The following is a 26,895-nucleotide window of genomic DNA, read 5'->3' as shown; positions in this document are numbered from 1 at the left end:
TTGTCAATCATTACTCCCTCACCGCATTATCCCTATCTACACTCTGTCTATCTGGGCATGTTAGGAGTTAGCGCATTTATTTATTTTCAAACAGTAACAACTGCTTACGGCCTTTATAAAAGTCAGTCGTACGATAGTACGCATATGCATGGCGAAACAATACATTCAGCACAGCGGACACCGGCAGCGCGATCAACATTCCTACGAAACCCAATAAACTGGCCCCTGCCAATACGGCAAATATCACCCATAGCGGTGATAGGCCAATCTTATCACCAAGTAGTAATGGCTGCAGAATATAACCTTCTGCGGCTTGTCCTACTAAAAACGCACCAACAATCAACGACAGGTAAGTCCAATCCAATCCAAACTGAAATAAGCAGGCAATGATCGCAGCAATGAACCCAATACCAAAACCTAAGTAAGGGACAAAGCTGGCAATACCCGCTACCATACCAATGATCAGACCAAGCTCTAACCCAATGAGCTGCAGCTGTATCGCATAGATAGCACCCAGTAACACCATCACCAAAAACTGACCTTTGATAAACGCCATCAAGGCCAAATCACACTCTTTGACTATTTCAATGACTTGTTGGCAGTAAGCAGTGGGTATTGCCATCTTCCATGTCTTTAAACGCTGATCCCAATTAAATAAGAAATAAAAGGTCAGAATAGGCACTAATACAATGAGACCTGCGTTATTGATGAAATTCATACTGGAAGTCAGTATTTGGCTCATCATAGTGCTAGCATCAGCAAACTCATAATTCGTCTGCATATAGTCAACGAGTGTCTCTGAAAAGGCTTTGGATTCTAATTCGGGCAGTCGAATACGGGTATTGTTGACAAGCCAATCACGCACCACTTGGTTATACCAATTAAATATCTTGGGCAAATAGTCCCAAGCGGCTTGTAGCTGATGCCATAATGTTGGTACTAACCACCAGAGTAACAACGCCATTCCCAAGGTAATGGTGGCATAAACAATGATAATCGCCATCCAACGCTTGATATATTTTGACAGTCGCTTTACCAACGGGTTGAATAGATAAGCCAGCATAAACGCCACGACAAATGGCACGATGACAGGCAACATCAAATACAGTAAAACCAGAGCCACAACTAAGGCAACGACAATAAATAAACGCCGGAAAAAGATATCTATTGGTTGTTTTATCATGACAAGTAGTCCTAGATTAAGCTGATTTAGAAAAATACCGCGTTGAAATTAATACAAGATAAAAAATCTGCCACACAATAAAGCACAATCGTCATCAGTGATTTATTAAATGCATCGCTCTCTAAAATGTATCCATTGCTCTTCTTGGTAGATAACCTGCTTTATTAAATTAACACTTAGCGAATAAGAATATTTAAACAACTATTTTAGGCAACATTTAACGATAAATTTAGCGTTTCATTATCGCAGAGTACGACAAAAAATCCGTCATTTTTTGTTTCTAAGCAACTTATTTGCCACTTAAGGCAAGTCTTCACTAAATATCAGCCAAATATTCGTAAGTTGCTTTGCGAGTAGGGTCTGTTTTTGGGTATAATGCGCCCACTATGTGCGCAATTAACACAACCGACCAGCTTTTCTACTGATAGACCTTCATTCCCTATAAAATTTGTGAGATGACCATGAGTAACAAGCCTTCTTTAAGCTACAAAGATGCCGGCGTTGATATCGATGCAGGCGATGCTTTGGTTCAGCGAATCAAGTCCGTGGCAAAAGCCACTACTCGTCCTGAAGTCGTGGGTGGACTGGGCGGTTTCGGTGCACTATGCCGTATCCCAACAGGTTATACATCTCCATTATTGGTTTCGGGCACTGATGGCGTGGGCACCAAGCTCAAATTGGCCCTACAGCTCAATCGTCATGACACGATCGGCATCGACTTGGTTGCCATGTGCGTCAACGATTTGTTGGTTTGCGGTGCAGAGCCACTATTTTTCTTAGATTACTATGCAACGGGTAAGCTCGATGTCGATGTAGCAGCGACTGTCGTGACAGGTATTGGCGATGGCTGTAAGCTCGCTAACTGTGCCCTTATTGGCGGCGAAACCGCTGAAATGCCAGGTATGTATCAAGACGATGACTATGACCTAGCTGGATTTTGTGTCGGTGTGGTTGAAGAAGCAGAAGTGGTGACTGGTGAAAATGTCGCAGAAGGTGATGTATTGATCGCATTGGCTTCTAGTGGCGCACACTCTAACGGCTACTCATTGGTACGTAAGGTCATCGAGGTTAGCGGTATTGATGTGACGACTAGCGATGAACAGCTAGACGGTCAGCCTATCCAAGACGCACTAATGGCACCGACCCGTATTTATGTTAAAGCCATCAAAGCGCTACAAGACACCCTTGGTAGCTCAGCGCTTCATGCCATGTCGCATATCACTGGTGGCGGCTTAACAGATAACTTACCTCGCGTACTACCTGAAACGCTAGCAGCAAGCATTGATACAGCCAGCTGGCAGTTCTCAGAGCTATTCACTTGGCTACAAACCCAAGGTAACATCGAGCAGAGTGAAATGTACCGCACCTTTAACTGCGGCGTCGGTTTTGTCATCGTCGTGCCTAAAGATAAAGCTGAAGCAGCCATCAACATATTGAATGACGCTGGCGAAAAAGCATGGCAGTTGGGTGAGATGGTTACACGCGAAGCGGATGCAGTGGTGTACCGTTAATGGTATCTGATACGTCAAATCAACCTATCAAACCATTACGTATTGCCGTTCTGGTATCAGGTAGTGGTAGTAATCTACAAGTATTGATCGATGCCATGCAAGCTGGCGCACTACCGATTGAAATAGTAGGTGTCATCAGCAATCGTGATGACGCTTATGCCATCACTCGTGCCAATGAGGCTAATATTCCAGTCGCGGTACTGTCACACGTTGCTAACGGCAAACGCATGGGTATCAAAACTTTTGAAACTCATGCAAATGCACAGCTTGTCGAATGGCAACCTGATCTCATTGTGTTGGCTGGGTTTATGCGTGTATTAAGTGGCGCGTTCATCGACAATGCGCCAGCGCCCATGATTAACTTGCACCCTTCTCTATTGCCTGTTTACAAGGGACTTGATACCCATCAGCGAGCGATACAAGCAGGTGAGCGTCATCATGGTTGTAGTATTCATGTCGTCACTGCTGAGCTCGATGCGGGCGCTGTTTTGACCCAAGCGCTGTTAGAGATCAATCAAACAGAGACGGCGGATAGCCTACAAGCACGTGTACAAAAACTTGAGCATAAGTTGCTACCATGGACAATTTTGCTATTGGCAAATAAAGTATTGTCACTTGATACTAGCAATACAGTTAAAGCAAGTTTGTTGCCAGCCTTGCCATTACAGCTGTTTATGAACGCTTAGACCAGTAATAGAACAGGATAAATTAGCTCGAAGCTAGTTTTAACACGTATGACATTTTTACATTAAAAAGCCCAGTCAACTCATAACGAGTGACTGGGCTTTTTAATGGTCATCTACTGACGACCATATTAATATCTAGCAGCAATATTAACTGCCATTAAAAAACATGAACCGCTTTAATGTTGACGAACTCTTTGATACCGAAGCCACCATGTTCGCGGCCATAACCTGAGTTTTTGACGCCACCAAATGGCAATGCAGGGTTGGCAAGACCATAACCATTGATATAGACCATACCAGTGTCAAACTCTTCACGTGCTAGACGTACCGCTTTGTCTGTATCTTTTGAGAAGATTGCACCGCCTAAACCATAGCGGCTGTCGTTAGCGATACGTAAGGCATCGTCTTGGTCTTTTGCGCGAATGAGCGAAGCCACAGGACCAAATAGTTCATCATCATAGGCAGGTTGACCTCTCTCAACGTTCTCTAAAATAGTAGCTGGATAAAAGCTGCCTTTACTATCAGGAATTTTACCGCCGACTGCAATCGTTGCACCTTTGGCCACGCTTTGCTCTACTTGCTCGTGTAACTGCTCCTGTAGATCTTTACGAGCCAATGGACCGATATCTGAGCTGTCATCCATAGGATCACCAGATTTCGTACCTGCAAACTTCTCAACAATACGCTTGCGGAATTCATCATATACACTATCCACTACAATGAAGCGTTTTGCGGCAACACAAGTTTCGCCGTTGTTGATTAGGCGTGCTTGTGCACAAGTCTCTACTGCTATGTCTAAATCAGCATCTTCTAACACGATGAAAGCATCGTTTGAACCAAGCTCTAATACCGCTTTTTTGATGGCTTTTGCCGCTTGTTGACCAACGATGACACCTGCTTTATCGCTACCTGTGAGCGTCACACCACGTACTTTATCGTTGTTGATTAAGTCTTCTGACTGGTCATGACCAATGATAATAGTACGGAAAAGATCACTTGGCAGTTCAGACTCATGCAAGATTTTTTCAATTAGTAAACCAGAGCCCGTCACGTTAGATGCGTGCTTTAACAAGACACTGTTACCCGCCATCAAGTTGGCGATGGTGTAACGGAATACCTGATATGCTGGGAAGTTCCAAGGCTGCATACCATAAATAATACCGATAGGCTGATAGCTAACCAATCCTTTTCTCATGCCTTCAATATCACGTACATCGTCAGCCAGTGCTTCGATACCATTTTCAGCAGTATAGTCACAGATTGCTTTACACAGATCAATCTCTTGCAAGCTTTGGCTATATAGCTTACCACGCTCTTCAGTCATCAGCTTAGCCAGCTCTTCTTTATGCTCGATTAGCTTATCACCGATAGACTTAATCGCTCGGCCACGCTCTTCGTGGCTAACAGTACGCCACGCTAAGAAAGCTTCATGTGAGGCATCAACGATCTTATTAACTTCGTCTACGCTCATATAATCGTAGTTTTTGATTTCTTCACCCGTGGTTGGGTTGATAGTAGTGATATCCGACATGTTATTGTCCTTGTTATTTGATTTTATATATATTTAATATTGTTGTTTGTATCGTTAATATCATAATGCTTTTATAGAATTATAAGCTTCCATCGAATAACCTTTTGTACAGTTCAATATTCGATGGGTCATTGTTTAACTGCGATTATCATAACAAGATATTTTACTCAGAGTTTTACAATATATTGTGAAGTGTGTTGAAGATGTTAAGAGTGTGACTGTTTGATTAAGTATGTCTAAATATTAGAGCATTTCCTTAGCCTGAGAGTTAAATGTTAAATGGAATGAAAACTGCTAACCATTTGCCAAAGTTCACCATCTATATGACGTTTTAATAAACCAAAAAAAACCAACGCTTAAGTTGGCTTTTCTGGTTGAGAATGACTAGAAGTTGCTAATAGTATAGTAGCTTAGTAGCCCATAAATAATCATAGAGGCTTTATGACATTTTTATCAGATCAAAACAAATGGTTAATGACAGGTATCTCTTGCGGTGGGTTCTCTTCTTCGTCAACGATTTGACGAGCCACATGCATGATCAGTTGGCGTAACCAACGATGGGCTGGATGATGTTGCAGTAACGGGGACCACGCCATCGTCAGCTCAAACTCAGGAATAAAGAATGGTGGCTCTTCCATCCTAATACTGTCGTTATTGGCTTGCATTCTTGCCACACGGGTTGGCAACGTTGCTACCAAATCCTTGTTGGCAGCAAGCATGGCTGGCATCTGATAATGACGAGTAAAGACACTGATTTGACGTTTTTGTCCCAGGCGCTGCAATGCCTGATCGATAGATCCTAGCCCGCCTGACTTTTCTGGATTCACCCCAAAGCCGACGCCCATACCTGTTTTTGATACCCAAACATGCTGTGCTTTCAGATAGTTTTTTAAATTAAAACGATTGGCGTAAGGGCTATCAGAGGACAGCAAACAAGTAAAGGTATCACGCCACACCAGCACCTGATGGAAGCTCTGTGGTATCTCATTAAAGCGGTTAATTGCCAGATCGACTCGTCCCTGCTCCATGTCACGATAGGAGACGTCTGATGGCGTCAAAAAGTCCAGAATAACATTGGGTGCCTCAGAACGTAATGCTTTCACCAGTTTAGGCACTAGGGTCGCTTCTGCATAGTCTGAGGTCATGATACGAAATACACGCGAGGTGCTATAGGGTCTAAATTCAGTACGCGGCTCTAGCACTTGCGTCAAGTCAGCCAATATCTCACGAATACGCGGCTGCAACTCAAGCGCACGCTCTGTCGGCGTCATGCCTTCAGACGAGCGAACCAACAGAGGGTCATTAAACAACTTGCGCAGACGGCGCAAAATATTGCTCATAGCAGGTTGGGTGATACCAAGCTGCTCGGCTGCACGAGTGACGTTTTTTTCTCGTAACAACACATCTAAATGGACTAATAGATTTAAATCAACCCGCTGCAAATTCATATGTAATTCTCTTGGACTTTGAGTAAATACCTCGACAAGCTTGGTATTTTCGGTGTTGTTATGACGAGTGACGACCAATAACAGCCTATTTTCACTAATTCCTGTCTAACTTATTCGAACATATACTGAGTATAACTCATCTTAGTCGATGTAAGGTACTGTTATATATAGTTTATAACCTATGGAAATACCAAAGATAACTATCATAAATTAGATAAATCTTGGTAAGGCAGTTATAGTAAATCCCATAAAGAGATTGTAATGCAGACGATAAATATGAGTTTTATAAGCGGATCACATTCAACTTAACAGTAGGATTTGGTCGCAGACTAGGACGTATTATCGGCCATGAAATACCGCTAGCTGGCATCGTCATTGTAACATCTCTTACGGTCAATTATGACACCACTATTTACTAAATGCTAAAGCGCTTTAAAGACACATAAGTGAGATGAGTTAACAGTTATTTATCAACTCCCAAGTTCAGTAATATTGTTGTATTCGTCACAAAGTTTGTTTAGTGTAAAGAAGAGATTGATTGGTTATGTACTCTCACATTTACGCTATATAAGATACTGACAGTGCCAATATCAAATATGAACAAACGATTTTTAGTCTAATAAAATGCTTTAGCAAAATAAAATTATTATCTCAACATTCAATTTATTTTTACACCCCACCAAGGAGACTATAGATGTCAACTGCATATAAATCAGCGATCGATCTAGTACGTGAATTAAAGCAAAAACACGGCAACTGGCAGAATATCAGTGAAGTCGACGCGGCACGTATGATGTCTCAAAACCGTTTCAAGACTGGTTTAGATATTGCAAAATATACAGCAAAAATCATGCGTCAAGACATGGAAGACTATGATAACGATACGTCTCAGTACACACAGTCTCTAGGTGCTTGGCATGGTTTTGTTGCACAGCAAACTATGTATGCTAAGAAAAAATATTTTGGCACTACTGCTAAAACGTATATCTATCTATCAGGCTGGATGGTTGCAGCATTGCGCTCTGAGTTTGGTCCTCTACCTGACCAATCAATGCATGAAAAAACGTCAGTACCTAAGCTAATCGAAGAAATCTACACATTCTTGCGTCAAGCAGATGCTAAAGTATTGAACGATTACTTCCGTGAGCTAAACGCTGCTGAAGAAGCAGGTCAAGACACGACTGAAATCCAAGCTAAAATCGAAAACTTTGATTCGCATGTTGTGCCAATCATTGCTGATATCGATGCAGGTTTCGGTAACGAAGAAGCCACTTACCTATTGACTAAGCAAATGATTGAAGCTGGTGCTTGTGCCATTCAGGTTGAAAACCAAGTATCTGATGCTAAGCAATGTGGTCACCAAGCAGGTAAAGTAACTGTACCGCATGAAGACTTCATCTCTAAGCTAAACGCCATCCGCTATGCATTCTTAGAGCTAGGTGTTGAAGACGGCATCATCGTTGCTCGTACTGACTCTGAAGGCGCATCACTCACTCAAAAAATCCCAGTATCAAATGAGCCAGGTGATTTAGCTTCTAAATACATCGACTTCATCGAAATGGAAGAAGTTACTTTAGAAAACGCCAACGAAAACGACAGCTTACTTAAGCACAACGGCAAACTAGTACGCCCTGTTCGCTTGCAAAACGGTCTATATCAATTCCGTGAAGAAACCAACATCGACCGCGTTGTACTTGACTGTGTAACGGCTCTAGAAAACGGCGCAGATCTACTATGGATTGAAACACCAACGCCAAACGTTGAACACATCAAAATGATGGTTGACCGTATTAAAGAGCAACAGCCAAAAGCGAAGCTTGTATACAACAACAGCCCATCATTCAACTGGACGCTAAACTTCCGTAAGCAAGTTATCGCACAGTGGGAAACCGAAGGCAAAGACATCTCTGCATACAATAAAGATGACTTGATGAGTGCTAACTATGATGGTACTGATTTGGACAAAGCAGCTGACGAAGCGGCTAAAAACTTCCAAAAAGATGCCTCACGTGAAGCAGGTGTATTCCATCATCTAATCACGCTACCTACTTATCACACGACCGCTCTTAGCGTACATGAGCTTGCTAAAGGCTACTTCGGTGAAGAAGGCATGCTTGCTTATGCAGCTGGTGTACAACGTAAAGAAATCCGCGAAGGCATCGCTTGTGTTAAGCACCAAGCAATGGCTGGTTCTGACCTTGGTGATGATCACAAAGAGATTTTCTCTGGTGACAACGCACTTAAAGCTGGTGGCGGTAAAAACACCATGGATCAGTTCAAATAGACTTTTATCAAATGATTGATTCGTTATAAATAACGACATCATTATTACCAAAAGCCGCCCTACATCATGTAGGGCGGCTTTTTTATTGCAGTTTAAATAATCAGAGAATGGTAGACTAATAATGGTTAATCACAATTATTGATCAGAGCCATCAGTCAGAATTATTAGGAGCTAATATGCAAGAGATAGAGCTGAAGTTTTTGGTACCAGAGTCGCGATTAAAGGGTTTGATGCGTCAAGCGCAAGTCAAATCTTCACAAGTGACCCAACTGGCTGCACATTATTACGATACGCCTGACCAGCAGCTGGCACAGGCAGGTATCGGTCTGCGTATTCGCAAAGAAGGTGACACATGGGTGCAAACGATAAAAGCGGGTGGCGATGGTTTGGCTGCACGCTTAGAGCATAATGCGGTACTTGATAATGAGCAAGTACAGGACATGCTCGATAATAACGAGCTGATGCCTGATCTTACCCTTTATAAAGACACCTCTATAGCCACTGCCCTAGCTGATTTTAAGCTCAAAAAACTGGCCAAGCAGTTGACTCGATTATATGTGACTGATGTACAACGTACCACTCGAACACTTATAGAGGATGATAATGACGATATCAATAACTGTCTTGAGGTGGCTTACGATCATGGAGAGATTGTCCATGGTACAGACGATGCTCAGCGAGAAGCTATCCAAGAGATAGAGTTTGAGCTGGTCTCAGGAGACTTGGACTTTTTATTTTTGACAGCCAAGACATGGTGCAAACGCTATAAACTGTGCTTATCTACTGTGACCAAGGCCGAACGTGGCGGCCTACTAATCAATGGACGAGACCACAGTCCAGCCGTCAGTGCCAACCTCAGTCAACTACAAGTAAGTAAAGACAGTAGCATGCCAGCCTTTGTACGAGCAGCGGTACATAACTGCCTGCTACAGATACTACCGAATAGCAGCGCTATCGTTGCTGGAAGCACAGAGGTCGAGCATGTGTTGCAATTGCATACTGGTATTAAGCGCTTGCTGGCGGCTCTAAGAGCATTCGCAGATTTTTCTGATGAGATTAATCCAGACTGGCTACCGATACTGCAACAGACAGCTGTGTTGCTTGATGACTATCGTCAGCTTGCTCATGTGGTCTCACACGTTGAGCCACTGCTGCAAACCTATGGCGCTCCTGCTGTTGACTGGGCCACAGATATCGATGCTATCAAAGTCACTCCCATTGATGCCGTGCGAGCCAATGACTTTCAGCTTACTCTACTAGAGCTGATTGCCTTTGCCATGAGCGATCCTAGTATCGAACCTAAAGCCGATCATCTAGCCCACGATAAGCTAGAGAAGATTCTCTCTAAACAGTACGAAAAGTGTTTTGAGAGCGATAATGAACCTGATGAAAGCAGTGACGCTGAGCTTGATGACGATAGAGCCGATAATGACAACCAAGCCGAAGATGGGTTAAGTCATCGCCTAACAGATTTGCTTTATATCAGTGAGTTCTCAGCATCCTTACTACGCAAGAAAAAAACCACACGCTGGCTAAAACGCCTGAAAAAAGCACAAACAGCACTGGAGCAACACAGTGCTGACAGTCGATATCAGCAATGCTATGAGTTAAAATCAGCGACAGATGCTCAAGCGCTATATGGTGCTGGTTGGTTCGTAGCCACACTGGAGCATGACTACGATCCGACTGCAAAGCACTTGGCCAAATTCAGAGACAGCTCAATATTTTGGTGATGTTTTTTAATAGCTATTTTTAATGTTTTGTTTATTCGGCAACGATAGTTACTGGCATGCCTGCTTTTACTTGCTCGTATAGTGCCACGATATCTTCGTTGCGCATACGTATACAGCCATGTGAAAGCGGCATACCCATCGGCTCAGTATCTGGCGTACCATGAATATAGATATAACGCTGATACGTATCACAGCCACCTTGATCATTACATCCTTTATTTGAGCCATCTTCAAGGCCACTCAGCCAAAGGATACGGCTCAATATCCAATCACGCTTAGGATGTAACGCGCCAAGATCCGCATCATAAATCTCACCTGTTGGCACACGACCGATGAACACTGCATTCATCGGCTCACTGCCTCCTATTTTTTCTGCGATGATATGCATGCCTAGCGGCGTACAGCCACTGTCTTGTAGGCTCCCTATCCCGTTTTTGGCCGTAGATATCGTATATCGACCAACCTCGGTCTGCTGCTGATAGATTGTTAGTGTTTGCTCAGCGATATTAATCACCAGCTCTGTATCATGAGTCTTCTTATTTGTCATATAGGTGTCCAGTTATCAGTTATTTATTCAAGTATTTATAAGGTTACTATCAAAGCAATCCATAAAATGATTGGAAATTTCTATTATTAAGGGATTGTGTCAGGGCATTTGGCACCGTAATATAGGGGCACACTTTTTGATGCTAGCAGATTATGACGACTATTTCACCGACACGTGTGTCGATGTATGACTTTCTATATCATGATACTCAGCCTATGCTGTCTCTTTTGGCGGATGCCGCGCAATTATCCTTACCGCAAGCACGCTTAGCAATAGATGCCAGTCTACAGGCGATTGTGAGCGCACTGCTTGCCTACCAGCAGCGCCATCAGGGGCAAGCCATTAGCAAAAAGCTGTTTGGCCGTAGTGCTGTCAAGGAGCTACGACAGTACAATTCCATGAACTTTGCGACCATTAGTGCGACGCTATATCATCGTCATGATGCGGCTGATGCCATATTCAATGACAGTGCCCGTGTTATCAAAGCGAGCGATCATATCGCCGCCCAAATGAGTGCCACGACACAGCAAGTTCAAATATTACTGACCTCTTTATGCGTGATTGTGCTTCGTGAATTGGCTATTTTGGCAGAATATAGTCAATTAGATAGCGATGAGATCAATAAGTGGTTTGCCCTGCAGCCACAGTTTTTATCCGCAGCACGTTTTGGTACAGATTCTGTCTTGTCTTCTGAGGCAGAAAGGGAGAACAGCGATGGCATTAACGATACGACTACCGAATCAGTATCTGAGCATTCGGACATTGAGTCAGAAGATACCACAGAGCGCAGGCTACTAAATACTGAGCAGCTCTCAAGCACGCCGCCCATTTTTGATACTCACTGGTATGAGCTGACTGGGTTCAAACCTGAAGATTATGAACCTACACAAGACATGCAATTGGCAACGGGCAACTACCTAAAAGCCATTGGCCGCTCATCTGATAACTTGCCGCAAGGTCGTCACAATGACATGCTGGTCTTCGCAGAGATGCCTGCTATTGCCTTGCCACATCAACGCTGGTTATTACAGCTGGCAAAAATCTCTGATATCTATCTTAGCCGTAACCGTCTACGCATCAACTCTGAACCTGCCAATCCACCCAAGCCACCACTTGTAAGTTTGGGGTTAATTGGCGGTAATAGTGACAATACGCCAGCGACAACCAGTGAAAAACCCATTGAATATGAGGCATCCACGCCCCTTTGGAAAAACCCTGTGATTCTCATCATCATATTGGTCGTTGGGGTGCTGGGCGCGCTCGCTACCTTTAAGTATCAATCACAACAACTTGATAACGCCCTCATTGCAAACCAAGAGAGTTTCGATAAAGATACCACTGAGGATCGTCAACAACAAGATGTGGCTATCGTCAGAGTGGATGACGCTGATAACAGAGTAGAATAAACAAAACAGACCTATTCGTACGTGACATGATGGTTTTTAGCAAGATAGTTTTGACACGTCTCTATCAACCATAAAAAATCAGCCATAAAAAAAGAGGTGCTATAAATATAGCGCCTCTTTTTTTGTGCATACAATCTAAGTTTTATTTAGCGATGATTCGCTTAAATGATTACTTAGACAAATCGCGCCCACGGCTGGCTTCGATAGCCAAACGTAGACCATTTAGACGGATAAAGCCTTCAGCGTCTTTTTGATCATAAGCGCCTGCATCATCTTCGAAAGTCGCGATTTTTTCATCAAACAATGAATCATCTGACTTACGACCAACAACGCTTACGCTGCCTTTGTACAGTTTTAAACGTACCGTACCGTTGACGTATTCTTGTGACTTGTCAATTAAAGCCTGTAACATCATACGCTCAGGGCTGAACCAATAACCGTTATAAATGATTTTTGCGTAGCGTGGCATCAGCTCATCTTTTAGATGTGCCGCTTCACGGTCAAGCGTTAACGACTCAATGCCGCGATGCGCTTTTAGCATAATCGTACCCGCTGGTGTCTCGTAGCAGCCACGTGACTTCATACCGACGTAACGGTTTTCAACGATATCCAAACGACCGATACCGTGCTTGCCACCAATCTCATTCAGCTTGATCATAATCTCAAAAGGCTTAAGTACTTCACCATCAATAGCAACGATGTCGCCTTTTTCGTATTCTAGCTCTAGATACTGTGCTTCATCAGGGGCTTGTTCTGGGCTGACTGACCAGCGCCACATATCGTCTTCGGCTTCAGCATACGGATCTTCTAAAACGCCACCTTCATAAGAGATATGCAGCAAATTAGCATCCATTGAGTATGGAGATTTTTTCTTATTGCCCGCATAATCAATGGCAATGTCATGCTCTTCAGCGTATTTCATCAAGCTTTCACGGCTTGACAGGTCCCACTCACGCCAAGGCGCAATCGTCACAACATCTGGTGATAATGCAACCGCACCCAGCTCAAAACGAACTTGGTCATTGCCTTTACCAGTCGCGCCATGACTGATGGCATCGGCGTTGTGTTCTTTTGCAATCTCAACCAAACGCTTGGCAATCAATGGACGGGCGATAGAAGTACCAAGTAAGTACTCACCTTCATAGATAGCATTAGCACGGAACATAGGGAAGACATAATCACGAGCGAACTCTTCGCGCAAATCTTCGATATGGATATGCTTGATACCCATGGCCTGTGCTTTGGCTCGTGCTGGCTCAACTTCTTCGCCTTGACCGATGTCAGCCGTAAAGGTAATCACTTCAGCATCATAAGTCTCTTTGAGCCATTTAGCGATGATTGAGGTATCAAGACCACCTGAATATGCCAATACGATTTTATTGATGTTTTTTGGATCAAGTTGAGCCATGAATAACTCCTATTATGAGAATGTAGTATAAAAAAAAGCGCTAAAATCAAATCGAAAGCCAGTTACTTGCTCAGTGTACATCATATTTACTATAGGCAAAAGTCTAACTGCCATAAGGCTTGAGGTTTTGCTATAAATTCTGAACGAAATTATTTTGTGTCACTGTCATTTAGCCTGTAACTTATAACCCTGTGACATCGGTATTGATAACCATGTAGGCCGTGATGTCTATGAACATGATGAGAGATATCGTGTGCCATCAATTATGTACAGATATTTAGCGACATATTTAGTCAGATGGGCAAATCTGTTATGATGGTCACATAACACCATCCCCTTTTGTTTCCTTTATTTGACGATATAGAGCGCTTTGACACTATGACTGATTCGACTAGAGAATTGATTATCCTTCAGCCAGATGATTGGCACATTCACCTGCGCGATGATCAAGCTTTGAGTACGACCGTACCGCATGCAGCGAGCAGCTTTAACCGTGTTATTTGCATGCCAAACCTTGTGCCACCAGTCAAGAACGTTGATGACGCTCTTGCCTATCGCACCCGTATTATGGCGCATTTATCAGACAGCGATTTGAGCCTTGAGCGCAAGTCAGCCTTTGATCCACGTATGACATTGTACTTAACTGACCACACTACCGCCAAAGATATCGAAATGGCGGCGCTGTCAGGTCTTGTGCAAGCCGTCAAGCTATATCCTGCTGGCGCAACCACCAACTCGGCAGATGGCGTCACCAATATCAACGCCTGTGTCGATGTATTTGAAGCACTAGAGAAGCATAATCTACCACTGCTGATACATGGTGAAGTGACGCAAGACCACGTAGATATCTTTGATCGCGAAAAACGCTTTTTAGACGAAGTGTTGGCACAAATTATCGTAAAATTTCCTACCCTAAAAATAGTCGTAGAACATATCACCACCAGTGACGCTGCAGACTTTGTATTGGCTCAAGGCAACCATGTGGCCGCCACCATCACGCCGCAGCATTTGATGTTTAACCGCAATCATCTGCTGGTTGGTGGTATCAAACCACATTTTTATTGTTTGCCTATCTTAAAGCGCGAAAGCCATCAAAAAGTCTTATTAGACGTTGCCACCAGTGGCAATCCAAAGTTTTTCTTAGGTACGGATTCAGCACCGCATGCGACGGATAAAAAAGAAGCCGCTTGTGGCTGTGCGGGCTGCTATAGTGCGGCGACCGCCTTGCCGTTATATGCAACAGCCTTTGATAGTGTGGGCAAGATAGACAAGTTAGAGGGTTTTGCTAGCCGTTTTGGTGCCCAGTTCTATGGCTTGCCAGTCAATGAAAGTACTATTACTCTCATCAATACTCCTATGCAAGTGCCAACTGACTATCCTTATTTCGATGGTGCATCACTGACGCCACTAATGGCAGGTGAAATGTTACCTTGGTCCATTAAAGGGTAATAGTCACCTAGTAACATTCAACCTCATCCTGTGATGGCAACCCCTCCCTTTTGACAAGTGGCATGGCTGTCAGCATAGGATGCTTATTTGCCATTTAATATGCCAGCACGACTGATAAAAGCGATTGAACTTGATATGACCCATCAAAACACAGCAACATTGCCTGAAAAAGACGCATTGAACCACACAGAGACAACCCTCAACGTTGTACCGAATACTGCTACTGAAAGCGATGCGGCAGAAGAACAAGCGCCTATGCGCTTAAAAGAGCGTTTTCGTAAATTTCTGCCAGTCGTCGTTGATGTCGAGACAGCAGGGTTTAACGCACAGACAGATGCGTTACTAGAGATTGCTTGTATTCCTGTGCTACTTGATGAGCATGGTGTGTTTTATCCCGGTGAGGCATTCAACGCTCATGTTGAACCTTTTGAAGGTGCAAACCTAGAACCAAGTGCGCTAGCCTTTACCGGCATCGACCCCAACAATCCGATGCGAAAAGCCATTGCTGAAGACGAAAAGACCGCACTGCGCCGTATTTTTAAGGGGTTAAAAGAAGTACGCCGTGAGGAGGACTGCCGTCAATGCGTCCTAATTGGGCATAACGCCCATTTTGACTTGGCATTTTTGAATGCCGCAGTAGTACGAACCAATAGTAAGAGCCACAATCCTTTTCACAATTTTTCGGTGTTTGATACCGTGACACTCTCGGCGCTGGCATTTGGCCAGACGGTGCTCGCACGCGCTTGTAAAGCCGCAGGACTGGATTTTGATGGTAAAAATGCTCACTCAGCACTGTATGACACCCAAAAAACGGCTGAGCTGTTCTGTTATATTCTCAATCACTATCCTATGCTGGCCAATGCCATGCACGCTGAAGACGATAAAGAAGCATTGGATGATAATGTCGATCGTAAATAAATCACATATCCTATGTTGCCAATGATACGTAATAGTGCTATTTGTAATACTTGATGACTTTGACATCTTGATCTAACAATCAATAAGGATATGATTGGTATTATGACTAGTAAATGGCATTATTTTATCAGACTTTAGGTGTTATGCATTCAGCTGACTTATGAAAAAACCCTAATGGTAGAGTATCCTTTTGGTCCACGCAGTTATATTCTACAGATGATTTAAGTTGCTCACCCTGCCTTGGTAGCCAATACTATCAAGACGTCATAGGAGGGACTTTATTATGGATCCACAACTTAAGTTATGGGGAACCATCATCGGCTATATGCTGCTTGCTTTGACCATTAGCGCATGTACTTCTCTGTGGATTCGGTATCATTTAAAGCGAAATGACTTGCATCCGCGCCGTGCTATCAAAAAAAGATATTTAATTTTAAAAAGACGTAGAAAAAGGCTTGACAGAAAGCGTAGAGGCTATTAGAATACGCACCACTTCAGCATAAAGGTGAAAGCAGCTGAAGCGTTAGTACTAGTCCCCATCGTCTAGAGGCCTAGGACACTGCCCTTTCACGGCGGTAACGGGGGTTCGAATCCCCCTGGGGACGCCACTATTTGGCGTCACTTATTAGCACTCTTGCTTAGCATGAGATTAGACTGATAATTGCACCACCTAAAACCCAATCATAATATGTTATGATTGGGTTTTTTTATGTTTGTTCTGAAATCATAATGATAGCGTGTGTTTGCGCTATTTATATCATCTACTCCACAAAAAAAGCCAGCAATAAATGCTGACTTTTTAATATACTATCTGTACTTTTAGCGGCTTATCATTGTATTTATTTTTGTGGATACCATTGATTGGTTACAGCATCAACCATAATAACGTTGCAGCTATCATCAACCCTAGTACGGTTTGAATCAAAAAGAACGCTTGATGCTGACCCACCACTTTACTTAAAGTGACGCCTAGCGTGCTATATTCGACAGGTGGTGTATTAGTATGTCCTGCTTTATTTTGCGCTTCATAGTAGTTTTGCAAAATATCTAAAAACTGTTGCCATTCATTGGCTTCCCATGTATATGGCTTAAATGGCATTAGCTTTTTGAGTTCAGAATCTTTGTTCATCCAGCGCTCAAGCGTAATAGAACGTAACGACCAACTGGCAAAACGGCGCTCCGTAATTTCTGAAAAATCTAGAATCTTTAACTCTTTGTGTCGCTCATCGACCAGCAATCTATTTTTAAGATTGGTTAACGCTTGTTCTGATCCTTCCACACACTGCAAAAAGTATCCATTGCCGTAACAAAGAATACCTGTAATATCATCGGCTCGGTTACGCTCGAGTGCACCTTCTGAGATATCATTCAGGGTACTAGGGCTTGACAGACCAGTTGAAGTAATTCGGCTTATATATACAAGCTGATACATACTTGTTGTCACTGGATTTGTTGAACCATTGATTGTTGACAATTAGTCTCTCCCATTGTCGATAAATATTGCTAAAACAATCATACTCACTTCAGAAAAAACATAAAGACGAGGCAACTTTAGATAACTAGCTGGCCTGATATATTATTGATTTTATAAGTTTTTATATTAATTGTATTAAGTTAGTTACATCATAGGTTAGTTTCGTCATCAAAGCAACCTATTCTTGGTCAGTGGCTTTGTGCACTGATGAAAGGCTTTTATTTGTCAATTTACTGACAATGAACGTGTTTACGCTTTCATAAACAGGCACTGATGATCATTTAACTATTTGTAGCTAAGATATACATAGATGGCAATGCTCATGCATCAGTAATGCATTGCAATGTCTTGCTCGCAAATGCTTGAGAGCACACGTTAGTATCGGTATGACAGGACAAGTATGTACGATATCGATTATAGGATGAACCGAGTATAAGAGAGAACATTACAAGTTGTGAAAAGGACTCAGGATTGAATAGTGAGGATAGCGGCTAATAAATCAGCATCATCAGGATAAGTAAGCTTAATATTTTGGCGGCTACCAGTCACCAGTTTTATTGGTAACTTTAAGTGTTCAAACGCACTGGCTTCATCTGTAATAGTGAGTTGATGTTTGGACACATACTCTAACACTTTTTTTAGCTGACCTAAGCGAAATACTTGCGGGGTCTGTGCTTGCCATAGCATGCTACGATCAATCGTAGTCTCAGCATAATAGTGGACACTGCCCTCATCTATAGACTGCATGTATGCTGTTTTCAGCGTGTCGGCCACTGGCGTTGCTAGGATAGCACCATAAGGCTCCAACATCGCTCCTCTAATGACTGTATCGATATCATGGCTAGGTACAACAGGGCGTGCTGCATCGTGAATCAGCACTAGATCTGAATCATCTGCACCTGCCTGGATAATTGCCTCGACACCTGCCTGTACTGATTGCCAACGCTCTGCTCCGCCAATGGCACAATGGATAGGCATTGAAAAATTCAGCGTTTGCACAGTATTGTCATCTGCTGCCACTACTAATAGACATTTATCAATATAGGTGCTAGTGCCTAGTCTTGCCACGCTATGCTGTAGTAGCGTTTGGCCTTGTAGCATCGTGTACTGCTTGGCAATAGACGCACCAAAACGACTGCCGCGACCAGCTGCCACAATCATTGCATGTAAAGTAGGGGTTGTATTCATAATGTCGTATTCATGGCTGAACCCATGATGGTATTGTTAAGTATGGGGATGAGAGTGAGAAAAAATAGATGTGCTAGATAGCGTTAAGATAGGTAATCGTAAATGATACATGTCATCAAAATTACTGACTACTATGTGTCGTTGGGGCAGTAGATACTTGGACGAAGGTTTCGTTTGGCTTGATCAGACCTAAATCTAGACGGGCATGCTCTTCTACCGCTTCTAGACCATTTTTCAAGTCTTGGACATCTGTACGTAGTAATTTGTTTGCAGCAACTTGATTGTCATTCAAATGTTGTTGCTCTTCAATTTGAGTCGTCAATTTATGATGCTCAAACCGTCCATTTTCACCCAACCAGTACTGATATTGCAACCCTAAGAGCACGGCAACGGCTAAAGCAAGTAGTATAAATTGGCTAAAATATTTCATAAGAGGACAACGCCAAACAACATAGAAAATGAGATAAGAGTCTAAGCCAGTCAGGCACTAGATAAACGTTTATCTAGTGCCTGGCTTTGATTATGATTGTGATTGTGACTTGAGGATTTTCAACGTACTTTGTACATTAAAAATCCTACGGGCCTATTAGCCACGTAAGCCAATAAACTCTTGACGGCCACGGTAGCTTGCACGTACTTGTTGCTCGATACGTAGCAATTGGTTGTACTTGGCAACACGGTCTGAGCGGCATAATGAGCCTGTTTTAATCTGGCCTGCTGCTGTGCCCACTGCCAAATCTGCAATGGTGCTGTCTTCCGTTTCACCTGAACGATGCGAGATGATGGTTGCATAACCATTTTTCTTCGCCATATAGATCGCATCTAAGGTTTCTGACAAGGTACCAATTTGGTTAAACTTAATCAAAATCGCATTGGCAATATGCTTATCAATGCCTTCTTGCAAGATAGCAGGGTTGGTCACAAACAGATCATCACCAACCAATTGGACGGTATCACCAATCTGCTCGGTCAGATACTTCCAGCCATCCCAATCTGACTCATCAAGACCATCTTCGATAGAGATAATAGGATATTGACGTGCTAGTCCAACTAAGTAGTCTGAAAATCCTTGGCTATCGAAAGATTTATTGCCTTCGCCTGCCAAGATGTATTGGCCATCTTTATAAAACTCACTAGCCGCACAATCGAGCGCAAGATGAATGTCTTCACCAGCTTTATAGCCGACTTGTTCAATCGCTTGCATGATAACCGTTATGGCTTCTTCGTTGCTGCGTAGGTTTGGTGCAAAGCCACCTTCATCACCAACGGCTGTGTTTAGACCTTGTGATTTTAAAACAGACTTTAAGCTGTGGAAAATCTCGGTACCCGCACGTAGTGCTTCTGAGAAGCTAGTGAAACCCACAGGCTCAATCATGAACTCTTGGATATCAACGGTATTGTCCGCATGCTCACCGCCGTTCAAGATATTCATCATCGGTACAGGCATGGTCAATGACGTTTGATTACGCAAGTTAGCAATATACTGATGCAATGGTAGATTCTGTGATTTAGCAGCCGCTTTAGCGGTAGCCAGTGACACGGCTAGCATCGCATTAGCACCAAGGCTTCCTTTGTTTTCTGTACCATCTAGCGCAATCATCGCGTCATCAATGCCTTGCTGCTCAGTCACGTCTCTATCCATCAAGGCGCTACGAATCTGACTGTTGACATTAGAGACGGCTTTTTTGACGCCTTTACCCATATAGCGAGCTTTGTCGCCATCACGTAGCTCAAGCGCTTCACGTGAGCCTGTTGATGCGCCACTTGGCGCAGCAGCACGTCCGATAGTGCCATCAGCTAAGATAACGTCGGCTTCGATGGTTGGATTGCCGCGCGAGTCTAAAATTTCACGAGCGCGAATGTCTTTAATTGCGGTGACGTTGTTGGTTTCTTCAGCGTACATAATGTCTGTTAATTCCTTTGGTCATGCCAAGTTTGTGAGATGGATAACGGCAGCTAGAATACAAAAAAGATAGAGCAAAATATCATATAGCGCCTGACCTTAAAACCCCTGTGAGCCTTTCTATCATATGACGATGCTTACATAGTGATTAAAGGTTTATTAGGCTGGTCAATGACTGGCTATAGTGTGTGGCATCATAGCATATATTTTATCAAACTTCCCTTATCTTACACTGACTTGCAGTCATAAAGACAATCATAGCTAGGGATATAAACAAGGGATATACACGACAGATGCCTCATTTAGGTTTATCGAATCATATGGCAAACAAGATATCTACACTTTGACCAAAGGCTCGCTATCAATAGGCGAGGTCGAGACTGTATTTTTCAGCTCAACCTTTGTCTTAAACCGTGTTAATCGTAGGGCATTCATCAAGACTGAAATAGAACTGAGTGCCATAGCAGCAGCGGCAATCATAGGATTCAAAAACCCAAACGCAGCAAGTGGAATACCAATACAGTTGTAGATAAAAGCAAAAAATAGGTTTTGCTTAATATTGCGTAGCGTTGCTTGAGCAATTTTTTGCGCAGCATCAATGTGCATAAGCGACTCGCCCATTAAGCGAGCTGACGCACTATGCTGTGCGACGTCTGTCGCTTCAAACATGGCAAAGCTCGCATCCGCAGTGGCCATCGCTGGCGCATCATTCACGCCATCTCCTGCCATCGCTACTTTGTGACCAGCCGTTTGCAATAAGGCTATTTGACTCGCCTTATCACGGGGGCTCATCTTGCCATAGGCTTTGTCTATCCCTAGCTGCCCTGCCACATGGTTGACCACTGACTGCTTATCACCACTCATCAAGATCACATTAATTCCAGCATCTTGTAGCGCTGTAATAGCCTGAGAGGTATCGGGCTTTAGATCGTCCGCTAAAGCAAAAGCCCCTAGTGGTTCATCGTTGATACTAATCGCAACGGTACTGGCAATTTGCCATGCTTTTGGCATAAATTTTGGTAATACTAGATTTGCAAATTCTGCCGTACCCACTTTAATCAGTCCAAGCCCTTCTATTTTTGCTTGTATACCTGCACCTTTGATGACACTGATATCGCTCACGTCAAATAGAGACAACTGGCGATCTTGGGCAGTGTTGACCAAAGCGGTGGCTAGTGGGTGACTGGCATGTGCCTCGACACTGGCCGCAATCTGCAGCACATCATCAACGGCAAGCGATTTATCCACCATGACATGATCGACGATAGTCGGCTTACCAATGGTCAGTGTACCTGTCTTATCGAGTACCACCGTATCAATGTTTCCTGCGGCCTCTAAACTTTGGGCATCTTTAAACCAAACGCCATGACGCGCAGCGACACCCATGCCAGCCATAATAGCCGCCGGCGTGGCCAGTCCAAGGGCGCAAGGACAGGCAATGACCAATACCGATACCGCATGCATTAAGGCAGTATCAACCATGCCAGTGAGCCACCATGTCAGACCAAAAGTAACCAAAGCAATGACAACCACAATCGGGACAAAGACTGCGGTAACCCGATCAGCAAGACGCGCCAGATTGGCTTTTGATCCTTGCGCATTGCTCAGCGCTTGTACCATATCACCAAGCTTTGTATCACTACCTTTGGCACTGACACGGTAGAGTAGACTGCCGTTCTCTACCAATGCCCCTGCCAGTAGCTCATCACCCTGCTCTTTTTTGAGTGGGACTGACTCCCCCGTCAAATGACTCTCCACGCACCAACCACTGCCACCGATAACCATACCGTCAGTGGCTACTCGGCTACCTTGCTTAGCACGCAAAATATCACCGATTTGCACATCAGACAGTGCAACATTATGAAAATCACCATTTGGCTGCTGCTGCTCGACTTGATCAGGCGTCAATGACAGCAATAAATCAATACTGTTTAGGCTATGTTTCTTGGTACGTTCTTCAAGATATTTACCCGTACGCACAAAAGCAATAACCATCACCCCTGCTTCAAAATACACGGCTGGGCTATTACTCACACCATGTCCGCCTACGTGACCGCTTTGCAGCAGACTGTTTAACGTTCCATCACCATGCGTGAGCCACAGATAGGTCGAGTATGCCCATATCGTCAGGGTGCCAATGACGACCAGTACGTCCATATTGGCAAGCCCACCTTTGATAGAGGCCCACGCGCTTTTATAGAAGGGTAGCGCCAATCCAAACTGTACAATCGTCGCTAAAACAAACTGAATCCAGATGGGTGGCATCCACGCCATACCAAAACCTGTCAGCATACCTGCCATACCAACCAAGAAAGGTACCAAACATAGCCATAGGCCAATCAAGCGCCATGGATATTGGGTAGCCGTGTCTTCATTTGCCTGTGCGAATAAGCGATCCGCTGCCTGTAGATTAGCGACAAACCCCGTTTTGTTTACCCATTCCGTGACTTGCTCTGGTGTCGTCTGCGCTGGATCATAATCCACATTGGCGGTCTCACCAGCAAAGTTTACGCTCACCTCGTATACTGCAGGTTTTTTATTAAGCACCTTCTCGATTCGTGAGGCGCAAGCCTGACATGTCATACCTTTTATAGCGAGTTGCAGATGTGCATGCTGCGGCGTAAGCGGTGTATTAGACTCAATATCTGTGTCAACAAGGTAAGAATCGTCATTTTTGGTATGGGTAGCATTGTTCATAAATAAAACTCGGTATGGCAGGGTTTGGTTAGGGTCTGTTGAAAACGTCAATCATGAAAAAGACCAGCCTAGATAGCTGGTCTTTTTCAGTAAAAAACCATACTTATGATTGGACAACAGTCGCATCAAAACCAGCATCCTCGATAGCAGAGACAATTGCCTTGATATCGGTTTTGCTATCATCAAAAGTTACCGTTGCCTGATTGTCTATCAGCTCGATACTAATATCATCTAAGCCGTCGATATCGGCCGTTGCGCTATACACGCTGGCAATGCAGCCACCGCAAGTCATACCGTCGATTTTAATAAGCTGTGTTTGATTGGCCATATTAGGCTCCTTATATTTATGTGTTAACGGTTTGGCTCATTCAAATGATTACTCATCCAAATGAGCCTACGATCTAGTCATCATGATGCAGGTTTTGCGGTGAATCAATCGGAAATGGCTGAGTCACATAATCCACCATACTAATCGCTGCGGTTAAGGCATGGATACTAGTATCTGTATCCTCATAACTCACTGTAGCGATGTCATGAATAGGATCGAGATCTATCGCCGTCACGCCTGAAATGTTTTTCAGAGCGGTCATGACACTATCTAGACCTTCCTCGTCATCGATATTCTCGATATTGACTTGAGCGGTTTGAATAGCCATGGTTAAAACCTCCAATCAATTTTAGTCTCAATGAGTGTCTAATACCTCAAAGCCTTTGACCAAGTCATCAAGTTGCTTAAGCTGATGCAAGAATGGCTCTAGCTGGCTCATACGCAGCGCACAAGGCCCATCACATTTGGCGGTTTCTGGGCTTGGGTGCGCCTCTAAAAACAGCCCTGCAATCCTTGTTGCCATGCCAGCACGTGCCAGCGTGGTAATCTGCTCACGGCGTCCGCCAGCACTATCACTACGGCCACCTGGCTGTTGTAAGCTATGCGTCACATCAAAAAACACAGGAATATCCATCTGCTTCATGGTGTCAAAACCGAGCATATCAACTACCAAATTATTATAACCAAAGGCACTACCACGCTCACACAGTATCAGCTTGTCATTGCCACCCTCCAAGCACTTATTAACGATATGACGCATCTCATGAGGGGCCAAGAACTGTGCTTTTTTAATATTAATAATCGCGTCTGTCTTGGCCATTGCATGCACCAAATCCGTCTGACGTGACAAGAACGCAGGCAATTGAATAATATCAGCCACTTCAGCGACTGGTGCTGCCTGATGCGGCTCATGTACATCCGTAATAATCGGTACTTGGAATTTTTCTTTGATTTGACCCAACCAATCAATGCCTTTCTCTAACCCCGGGCCTCGATAAGAGTGCAAACTTGAACGATTGGCTTTATCAAAACTGGCTTTAAACACATAGTCGATACCCAAACGTTGGCAAATATCTACGTATTGCTCAGCAATCTCAAATGCCAACTCTTTTGACTCTAAAACATTCATCCCACCAAACAACACAAAGGGTTGGTCATTGCCGATATTGATGGTTTTATTATCTGGTGTCTTAAGCGCGATGTGTGATTGTGCAGTCAGTAAATTTTCCATTAACCCATTATCCTCTATTTTGTTATGAATATCTTTGTCCCATATTGTAACCGATAGACCGATTAAAAAAAGTGTGCAAGCGTAATTAGATATCAATCACAAAGCTCAGCACGAGATAATACTGTCTACTATCACTCAAGACAAAGCAAAAAAAAGACCGATCCGAAGATCAGTCTTTTTTGGTGAAAACAAAACTTTCACATTGCAACTTATACTTTAGCGATTACTTTGTTTCGCTATGGTTTTTCGCTGCTTTGACAAAGCTGTTAAACAGTGGGTGACCACCGCGTGGCGAGCTAGTGAACTCTGGATGGAACTGCACTGCCACAAACCATGGATGCTCAGAAATCTCAACCGACTCTACCAAATGCTGCTTGGCAGAATAACCAGAGATGGTCATACCAGCTTGCTCTAACGGCTCGATATAGCGGTTATTCATCTCATAGCGATGGCGATGACGCTCAGTGATATTGTTTGCGCCATAGATCTGGCTAAGCTTGCTGCCAGACACCAGCTCAGCTTGCTGTGCGCCTAAACGCATGGTGCCACCAAGATCTGAATCATCACTGCGAATCTGTAGCTCACCGCGCTCGTCTAACCACTCTGTGATAAGACCAATGATAGGCTCGGCCGTTTTGCGATCGAATTCAGAAGAGTTGGCATTAATGTTCAGTACATTACGTGCATACTCAATCACAGCCAACTGCATACCGAGACAAATGCCCAAATATGGCACGTTGTTCTCACGAGCATAAGTAATGGCTTTGATCTTACCCATCGTGCCGCGTTCGCCAAACCCACCTGGCACTAACACTGCATTGGCATTATTTAACTGTGCCAATAAGCTATCATCACTCTCTAGACGCTCCGCATCGATATAATCAATCTTGACGTCTACCTTGTGAGTAATACCGGCATGCAGCAATGCTTCATTGATTGATTTATAAGCATCTGGCAGCTCAACGTATTTGCCGACCATAGCGACTGTCACTGAGCCTTCAGGGTTGAGCTGTGCTTCGACTACTTTGTCCCAATCGCTCAAGTCCGCTTCTGGCACATCAAGACCGAAACGCTCACAGACTAGATCATCAAGATCTTGCTCGTGTAGCGTACGCGGTATTTGGTAGATACTTTGTGCGTCTTCACACATGATGACCGCTCGCTCTTCTACATTGGTGAATAGCGCAATCTTACGACGGTTGTCTTGTGAGATATGATGATCAGAGCGACAGATTAAGATATCAGGCTGTAGGCCGATAGAGCGCAGCTCTTTTACTGAATGCTGTGTTGGCTTGGTTTTGGTCTCACCAGCACTGGCAATATAAGGCACTAAAGTAAGATGCATGAGCATGGCTCTATTGCGGCCAAGCTCTACTTGCATCTGACGCACGGCTTCCATGAATGGTAGTGACTCGATGTCACCAACCGTACCACCAATCTCGATAATGGCGATATCATAGCCTTCGCCACTGGCAAGGATTTTGCTTTTGATCTCATCCGTAATATGCGGAATAACCTGTACCGTACCGCCCAGATACTCACCGCGGCGTTCTTTATTAAGAACGTTCTGATAGATACGACCACTGGTGAAGTTATTACTTTTACTCATTTTTGAGTGGCGTAAAAAGCGCTCATAATAACCCAAATCTAAATCGGTCTCTGCGCCATCTTCGGTGACGAACACTTCACCGTGTTGAAACGGGCTCATCGTACCTGGATCAACGTTGATATACGGATCCATTTTGGTCATCGTGACGGTCACGCCACGTGCTTCTAAGACCGCTGCAAGAGACGCTGCGGTGATACCTTTTCCTAGTGAGGACACTACCCCACCGGTCACGAATATAAACTTGGTCATAGTACTCTGTCGGTAATTGGTAAAGAAGGATTTTACTAAAAATACGCCATAAAATATAGGGCAAAAATGCAAACTGGCTGAAACTCTTATTTTTTCGTGCCAGTAATAAACA

The 26,895-nt window shown here is 43.8% G+C and carries 21 protein-coding genes and 1 tRNA gene; 8 read left to right on the top strand and 14 right to left on the bottom strand.

Going from position 1 to position 26,895, the window contains the following annotated elements; all coding sequences use genetic code 11:
• Positions 1-76 precede the first annotated feature (76 nt).
• Positions 77-1,183 carry an AI-2E family transporter gene (locus IP510_RS11055; protein WP_194364890.1) on the bottom strand — a complete coding sequence of 369 codons (1,107 nt, stop codon included), beginning with the start codon at positions 1,181-1,183 and terminating at the stop codon, positions 77-79.
• 461 nt (positions 1,184-1,644) lie between these two features.
• On the opposite strand from IP510_RS11055, the gene purM reads away from it, so the two are divergent.
• Positions 1,645-2,694 (top strand): phosphoribosylformylglycinamidine cyclo-ligase, encoded by a 1,050-nt coding sequence (purM, locus tag IP510_RS11050; RefSeq protein WP_194364889.1) that lies wholly within the window; start codon positions 1,645-1,647, stop codon positions 2,692-2,694.
• A complete protein-coding gene (gene purN, locus IP510_RS11045; protein ID WP_194364888.1) occupies positions 2,694-3,380 on the top strand; it encodes a phosphoribosylglycinamide formyltransferase in 687 nt (228 codons plus the stop codon). Before purM ends, purN begins: the two co-directional genes overlap by 1 nt.
• A 157-nt stretch (positions 3,381-3,537) precedes the next feature.
• Here the strand turns inward: purN and IP510_RS11040 are convergent, their stop codons facing one another.
• Both IP510_RS11040 and IP510_RS11035 read right to left on the bottom strand, forming a co-directional pair.
• On the bottom strand, positions 3,538-4,911 hold the full coding sequence (locus IP510_RS11040; protein ID WP_194364887.1) for an NAD-dependent succinate-semialdehyde dehydrogenase: 1,374 nt from the start codon (positions 4,909-4,911) through the stop codon (positions 3,538-3,540).
• Between the two features lie 458 nt (positions 4,912-5,369).
• Positions 5,370-6,359: a LysR family transcriptional regulator gene (locus IP510_RS11035; protein WP_194364886.1), complete on the bottom strand. Its 990-nt coding sequence runs from the start codon at positions 6,357-6,359 to the stop codon at positions 5,370-5,372.
• 694 nt (positions 6,360-7,053) lie between these two features.
• Between IP510_RS11035 and IP510_RS11030 the strand changes: the two genes are divergently transcribed.
• Entirely contained in the window at positions 7,054-8,643 is a 1,590-nt protein-coding gene (locus IP510_RS11030) for an isocitrate lyase (RefSeq protein WP_194364885.1), read from the top strand.
• A 176-nt stretch (positions 8,644-8,819) separates the two neighbouring features.
• Complete coding sequence (locus IP510_RS11025) at positions 8,820-10,376, top strand: CYTH and CHAD domain-containing protein (RefSeq protein ID WP_194364884.1); 1,557 nt, start codon at positions 8,820-8,822, stop codon at positions 10,374-10,376.
• Between the two features lie 31 nt (positions 10,377-10,407).
• Here the strand turns inward: IP510_RS11025 and IP510_RS11020 are convergent, their stop codons facing one another.
• Entirely contained in the window at positions 10,408-10,923 is a 516-nt protein-coding gene (locus tag IP510_RS11020; RefSeq protein ID WP_194364883.1) for a L,D-transpeptidase, read from the bottom strand.
• A gap of 152 nt (positions 10,924-11,075) precedes the next feature.
• On the opposite strand from IP510_RS11020, the gene IP510_RS11015 reads away from it, so the two are divergent.
• Positions 11,076-12,329 (top strand): hypothetical protein, encoded by a 1,254-nt coding sequence (locus tag IP510_RS11015; RefSeq protein WP_194364882.1) that lies wholly within the window; start codon positions 11,076-11,078, stop codon positions 12,327-12,329.
• 169 nt (positions 12,330-12,498) lie between these two features.
• On the opposite strand, the gene IP510_RS11010 is transcribed toward IP510_RS11015, so the two are convergent.
• Positions 12,499-13,737 carry an argininosuccinate synthase gene (locus IP510_RS11010; protein WP_194364881.1) on the bottom strand — a complete coding sequence of 413 codons (1,239 nt, stop codon included), beginning with the start codon at positions 13,735-13,737 and terminating at the stop codon, positions 12,499-12,501.
• A gap of 378 nt (positions 13,738-14,115) precedes the next feature.
• Here IP510_RS11010 and pyrC point away from each other — a divergent pair, with 378 nt between their 5' ends.
• The 3 genes from pyrC (at position 14,116) to IP510_RS10995 (ending at position 16,712) form a co-directional block, all read left to right on the top strand.
• Positions 14,116-15,186: a dihydroorotase gene (gene pyrC, locus IP510_RS11005; protein WP_194364880.1), complete on the top strand. Its 1,071-nt coding sequence runs from the start codon at positions 14,116-14,118 to the stop codon at positions 15,184-15,186.
• A 255-nt stretch (positions 15,187-15,441) separates the two neighbouring features.
• Entirely contained in the window at positions 15,442-16,104 is a 663-nt protein-coding gene (gene rnt, locus IP510_RS11000; protein WP_194364950.1) for a ribonuclease T, read from the top strand.
• Between the two features lie 532 nt (positions 16,105-16,636).
• Positions 16,637-16,712 (top strand) — tRNA-Glu (locus tag IP510_RS10995).
• A gap of 257 nt (positions 16,713-16,969) precedes the next feature.
• Here IP510_RS10995 and IP510_RS10990 read toward each other — a convergent pair.
• The 9 genes from IP510_RS10990 to IP510_RS10950 all read right to left on the bottom strand — a co-directional run bounded on the left by IP510_RS10990 (position 16,970) and on the right by IP510_RS10950 (position 26,783).
• Entirely contained in the window at positions 16,970-17,536 is a 567-nt protein-coding gene (locus IP510_RS10990) for a BLUF domain-containing protein (RefSeq protein WP_194364879.1), read from the bottom strand.
• Positions 17,537-18,043: 507 nt separating this feature from the next.
• Complete coding sequence (ispD, locus tag IP510_RS10985) at positions 18,044-18,766, bottom strand: 2-C-methyl-D-erythritol 4-phosphate cytidylyltransferase (protein ID WP_194364878.1); 723 nt, start codon at positions 18,764-18,766, stop codon at positions 18,044-18,046.
• A 121-nt stretch (positions 18,767-18,887) separates the two neighbouring features.
• Positions 18,888-19,196, bottom strand: a complete 309-nt coding sequence (locus tag IP510_RS10980) for an FtsB family cell division protein (RefSeq protein ID WP_194364877.1) — start codon at positions 19,194-19,196, stop codon at positions 18,888-18,890.
• Positions 19,197-19,352: 156 nt separating this feature from the next.
• Positions 19,353-20,669 carry a phosphopyruvate hydratase gene (gene eno, locus IP510_RS10975; RefSeq protein WP_194364876.1) on the bottom strand — a complete coding sequence of 439 codons (1,317 nt, stop codon included), beginning with the start codon at positions 20,667-20,669 and terminating at the stop codon, positions 19,353-19,355.
• Between the two features lie 336 nt (positions 20,670-21,005).
• Positions 21,006-23,366, bottom strand: coding sequence for a heavy metal translocating P-type ATPase (locus IP510_RS10970; RefSeq protein WP_194364875.1), 2,361 nt, complete (start codon positions 23,364-23,366; stop codon positions 21,006-21,008).
• 103 nt (positions 23,367-23,469) lie between these two features.
• A complete protein-coding gene (locus IP510_RS10965) occupies positions 23,470-23,694 on the bottom strand; it encodes a heavy-metal-associated domain-containing protein (protein ID WP_194364874.1) in 225 nt (74 codons plus the stop codon).
• 73 nt (positions 23,695-23,767) lie between these two features.
• A complete protein-coding gene (locus tag IP510_RS10960; protein WP_194364873.1) occupies positions 23,768-24,022 on the bottom strand; it encodes a heavy-metal-associated domain-containing protein in 255 nt (84 codons plus the stop codon).
• A 27-nt stretch (positions 24,023-24,049) separates the two neighbouring features.
• A complete protein-coding gene (gene kdsA / locus IP510_RS10955; RefSeq protein ID WP_194364872.1) occupies positions 24,050-24,925 on the bottom strand; it encodes a 3-deoxy-8-phosphooctulonate synthase in 876 nt (291 codons plus the stop codon).
• A gap of 223 nt (positions 24,926-25,148) precedes the next feature.
• A complete protein-coding gene (locus IP510_RS10950) occupies positions 25,149-26,783 on the bottom strand; it encodes a CTP synthase (RefSeq protein WP_194364871.1) in 1,635 nt (544 codons plus the stop codon).
• Between the last annotated feature and the right edge of the window lie 112 nt (positions 26,784-26,895).

This window comes from Psychrobacter sp. NG254, assembly GCF_015277735.1.
GTDB lineage: Bacteria > Pseudomonadota > Gammaproteobacteria > Pseudomonadales > Moraxellaceae > Psychrobacter.
Note: the sequence above shows the minus strand (reverse complement) of the source record. Positions and strands in the feature narration are given on the sequence as shown.

What these genes read in the sequence shown, in the direction of transcription:
- IP510_RS11055 (WP_194364890.1), bottom strand. Translation starts at nt 1,183, where the DNA reads ATGATAAAACAACCAATAGATATCTTTTTCCGGCGTTTATTTATTGTC.
- purM (WP_194364889.1), top strand. Translation starts at nt 1,645, where the DNA reads ATGAGTAACAAGCCTTCTTTAAGCTACAAAGATGCCGGCGTTGATATC.
- purN (WP_194364888.1), top strand. Translation starts at nt 2,694, where the DNA reads ATGGTATCTGATACGTCAAATCAACCTATCAAACCATTACGTATTGCC.
- IP510_RS11040 (WP_194364887.1), bottom strand. Translation starts at nt 4,911, where the DNA reads ATGTCGGATATCACTACTATCAACCCAACCACGGGTGAAGAAATCAAA.
- IP510_RS11035 (WP_194364886.1), bottom strand. Translation starts at nt 6,359, where the DNA reads ATGAATTTGCAGCGGGTTGATTTAAATCTATTAGTCCATTTAGATGTG.
- IP510_RS11030 (WP_194364885.1), top strand. Translation starts at nt 7,054, where the DNA reads ATGTCAACTGCATATAAATCAGCGATCGATCTAGTACGTGAATTAAAG.
- IP510_RS11025 (WP_194364884.1), top strand. Translation starts at nt 8,820, where the DNA reads ATGCAAGAGATAGAGCTGAAGTTTTTGGTACCAGAGTCGCGATTAAAG.
- IP510_RS11020 (WP_194364883.1), bottom strand. Translation starts at nt 10,923, where the DNA reads ATGACAAATAAGAAGACTCATGATACAGAGCTGGTGATTAATATCGCT.
- IP510_RS11015 (WP_194364882.1), top strand. Translation starts at nt 11,076, where the DNA reads ATGACGACTATTTCACCGACACGTGTGTCGATGTATGACTTTCTATAT.
- IP510_RS11010 (WP_194364881.1), bottom strand. Translation starts at nt 13,737, where the DNA reads ATGGCTCAACTTGATCCAAAAAACATCAATAAAATCGTATTGGCATAT.
- pyrC (WP_194364880.1), top strand. Translation starts at nt 14,116, where the DNA reads ATGACTGATTCGACTAGAGAATTGATTATCCTTCAGCCAGATGATTGG.
- rnt (WP_194364950.1), top strand. Translation starts at nt 15,442, where the DNA reads ATGCGCTTAAAAGAGCGTTTTCGTAAATTTCTGCCAGTCGTCGTTGAT.
- IP510_RS10990 (WP_194364879.1), bottom strand. Translation starts at nt 17,536, where the DNA reads ATGTATCAGCTTGTATATATAAGCCGAATTACTTCAACTGGTCTGTCA.
- ispD (WP_194364878.1), bottom strand. Translation starts at nt 18,766, where the DNA reads ATGAATACAACCCCTACTTTACATGCAATGATTGTGGCAGCTGGTCGC.
- IP510_RS10980 (WP_194364877.1), bottom strand. Translation starts at nt 19,196, where the DNA reads ATGAAATATTTTAGCCAATTTATACTACTTGCTTTAGCCGTTGCCGTG.
- eno (WP_194364876.1), bottom strand. Translation starts at nt 20,669, where the DNA reads ATGTACGCTGAAGAAACCAACAACGTCACCGCAATTAAAGACATTCGC.
- IP510_RS10970 (WP_194364875.1), bottom strand. Translation starts at nt 23,366, where the DNA reads ATGAACAATGCTACCCATACCAAAAATGACGATTCTTACCTTGTTGAC.
- IP510_RS10965 (WP_194364874.1), bottom strand. Translation starts at nt 23,694, where the DNA reads ATGGCCAATCAAACACAGCTTATTAAAATCGACGGTATGACTTGCGGT.
- IP510_RS10960 (WP_194364873.1), bottom strand. Translation starts at nt 24,022, where the DNA reads ATGGCTATTCAAACCGCTCAAGTCAATATCGAGAATATCGATGACGAG.
- kdsA (WP_194364872.1), bottom strand. Translation starts at nt 24,925, where the DNA reads ATGGAAAATTTACTGACTGCACAATCACACATCGCGCTTAAGACACCA.
- IP510_RS10950 (WP_194364871.1), bottom strand. Translation starts at nt 26,783, where the DNA reads ATGACCAAGTTTATATTCGTGACCGGTGGGGTAGTGTCCTCACTAGGA.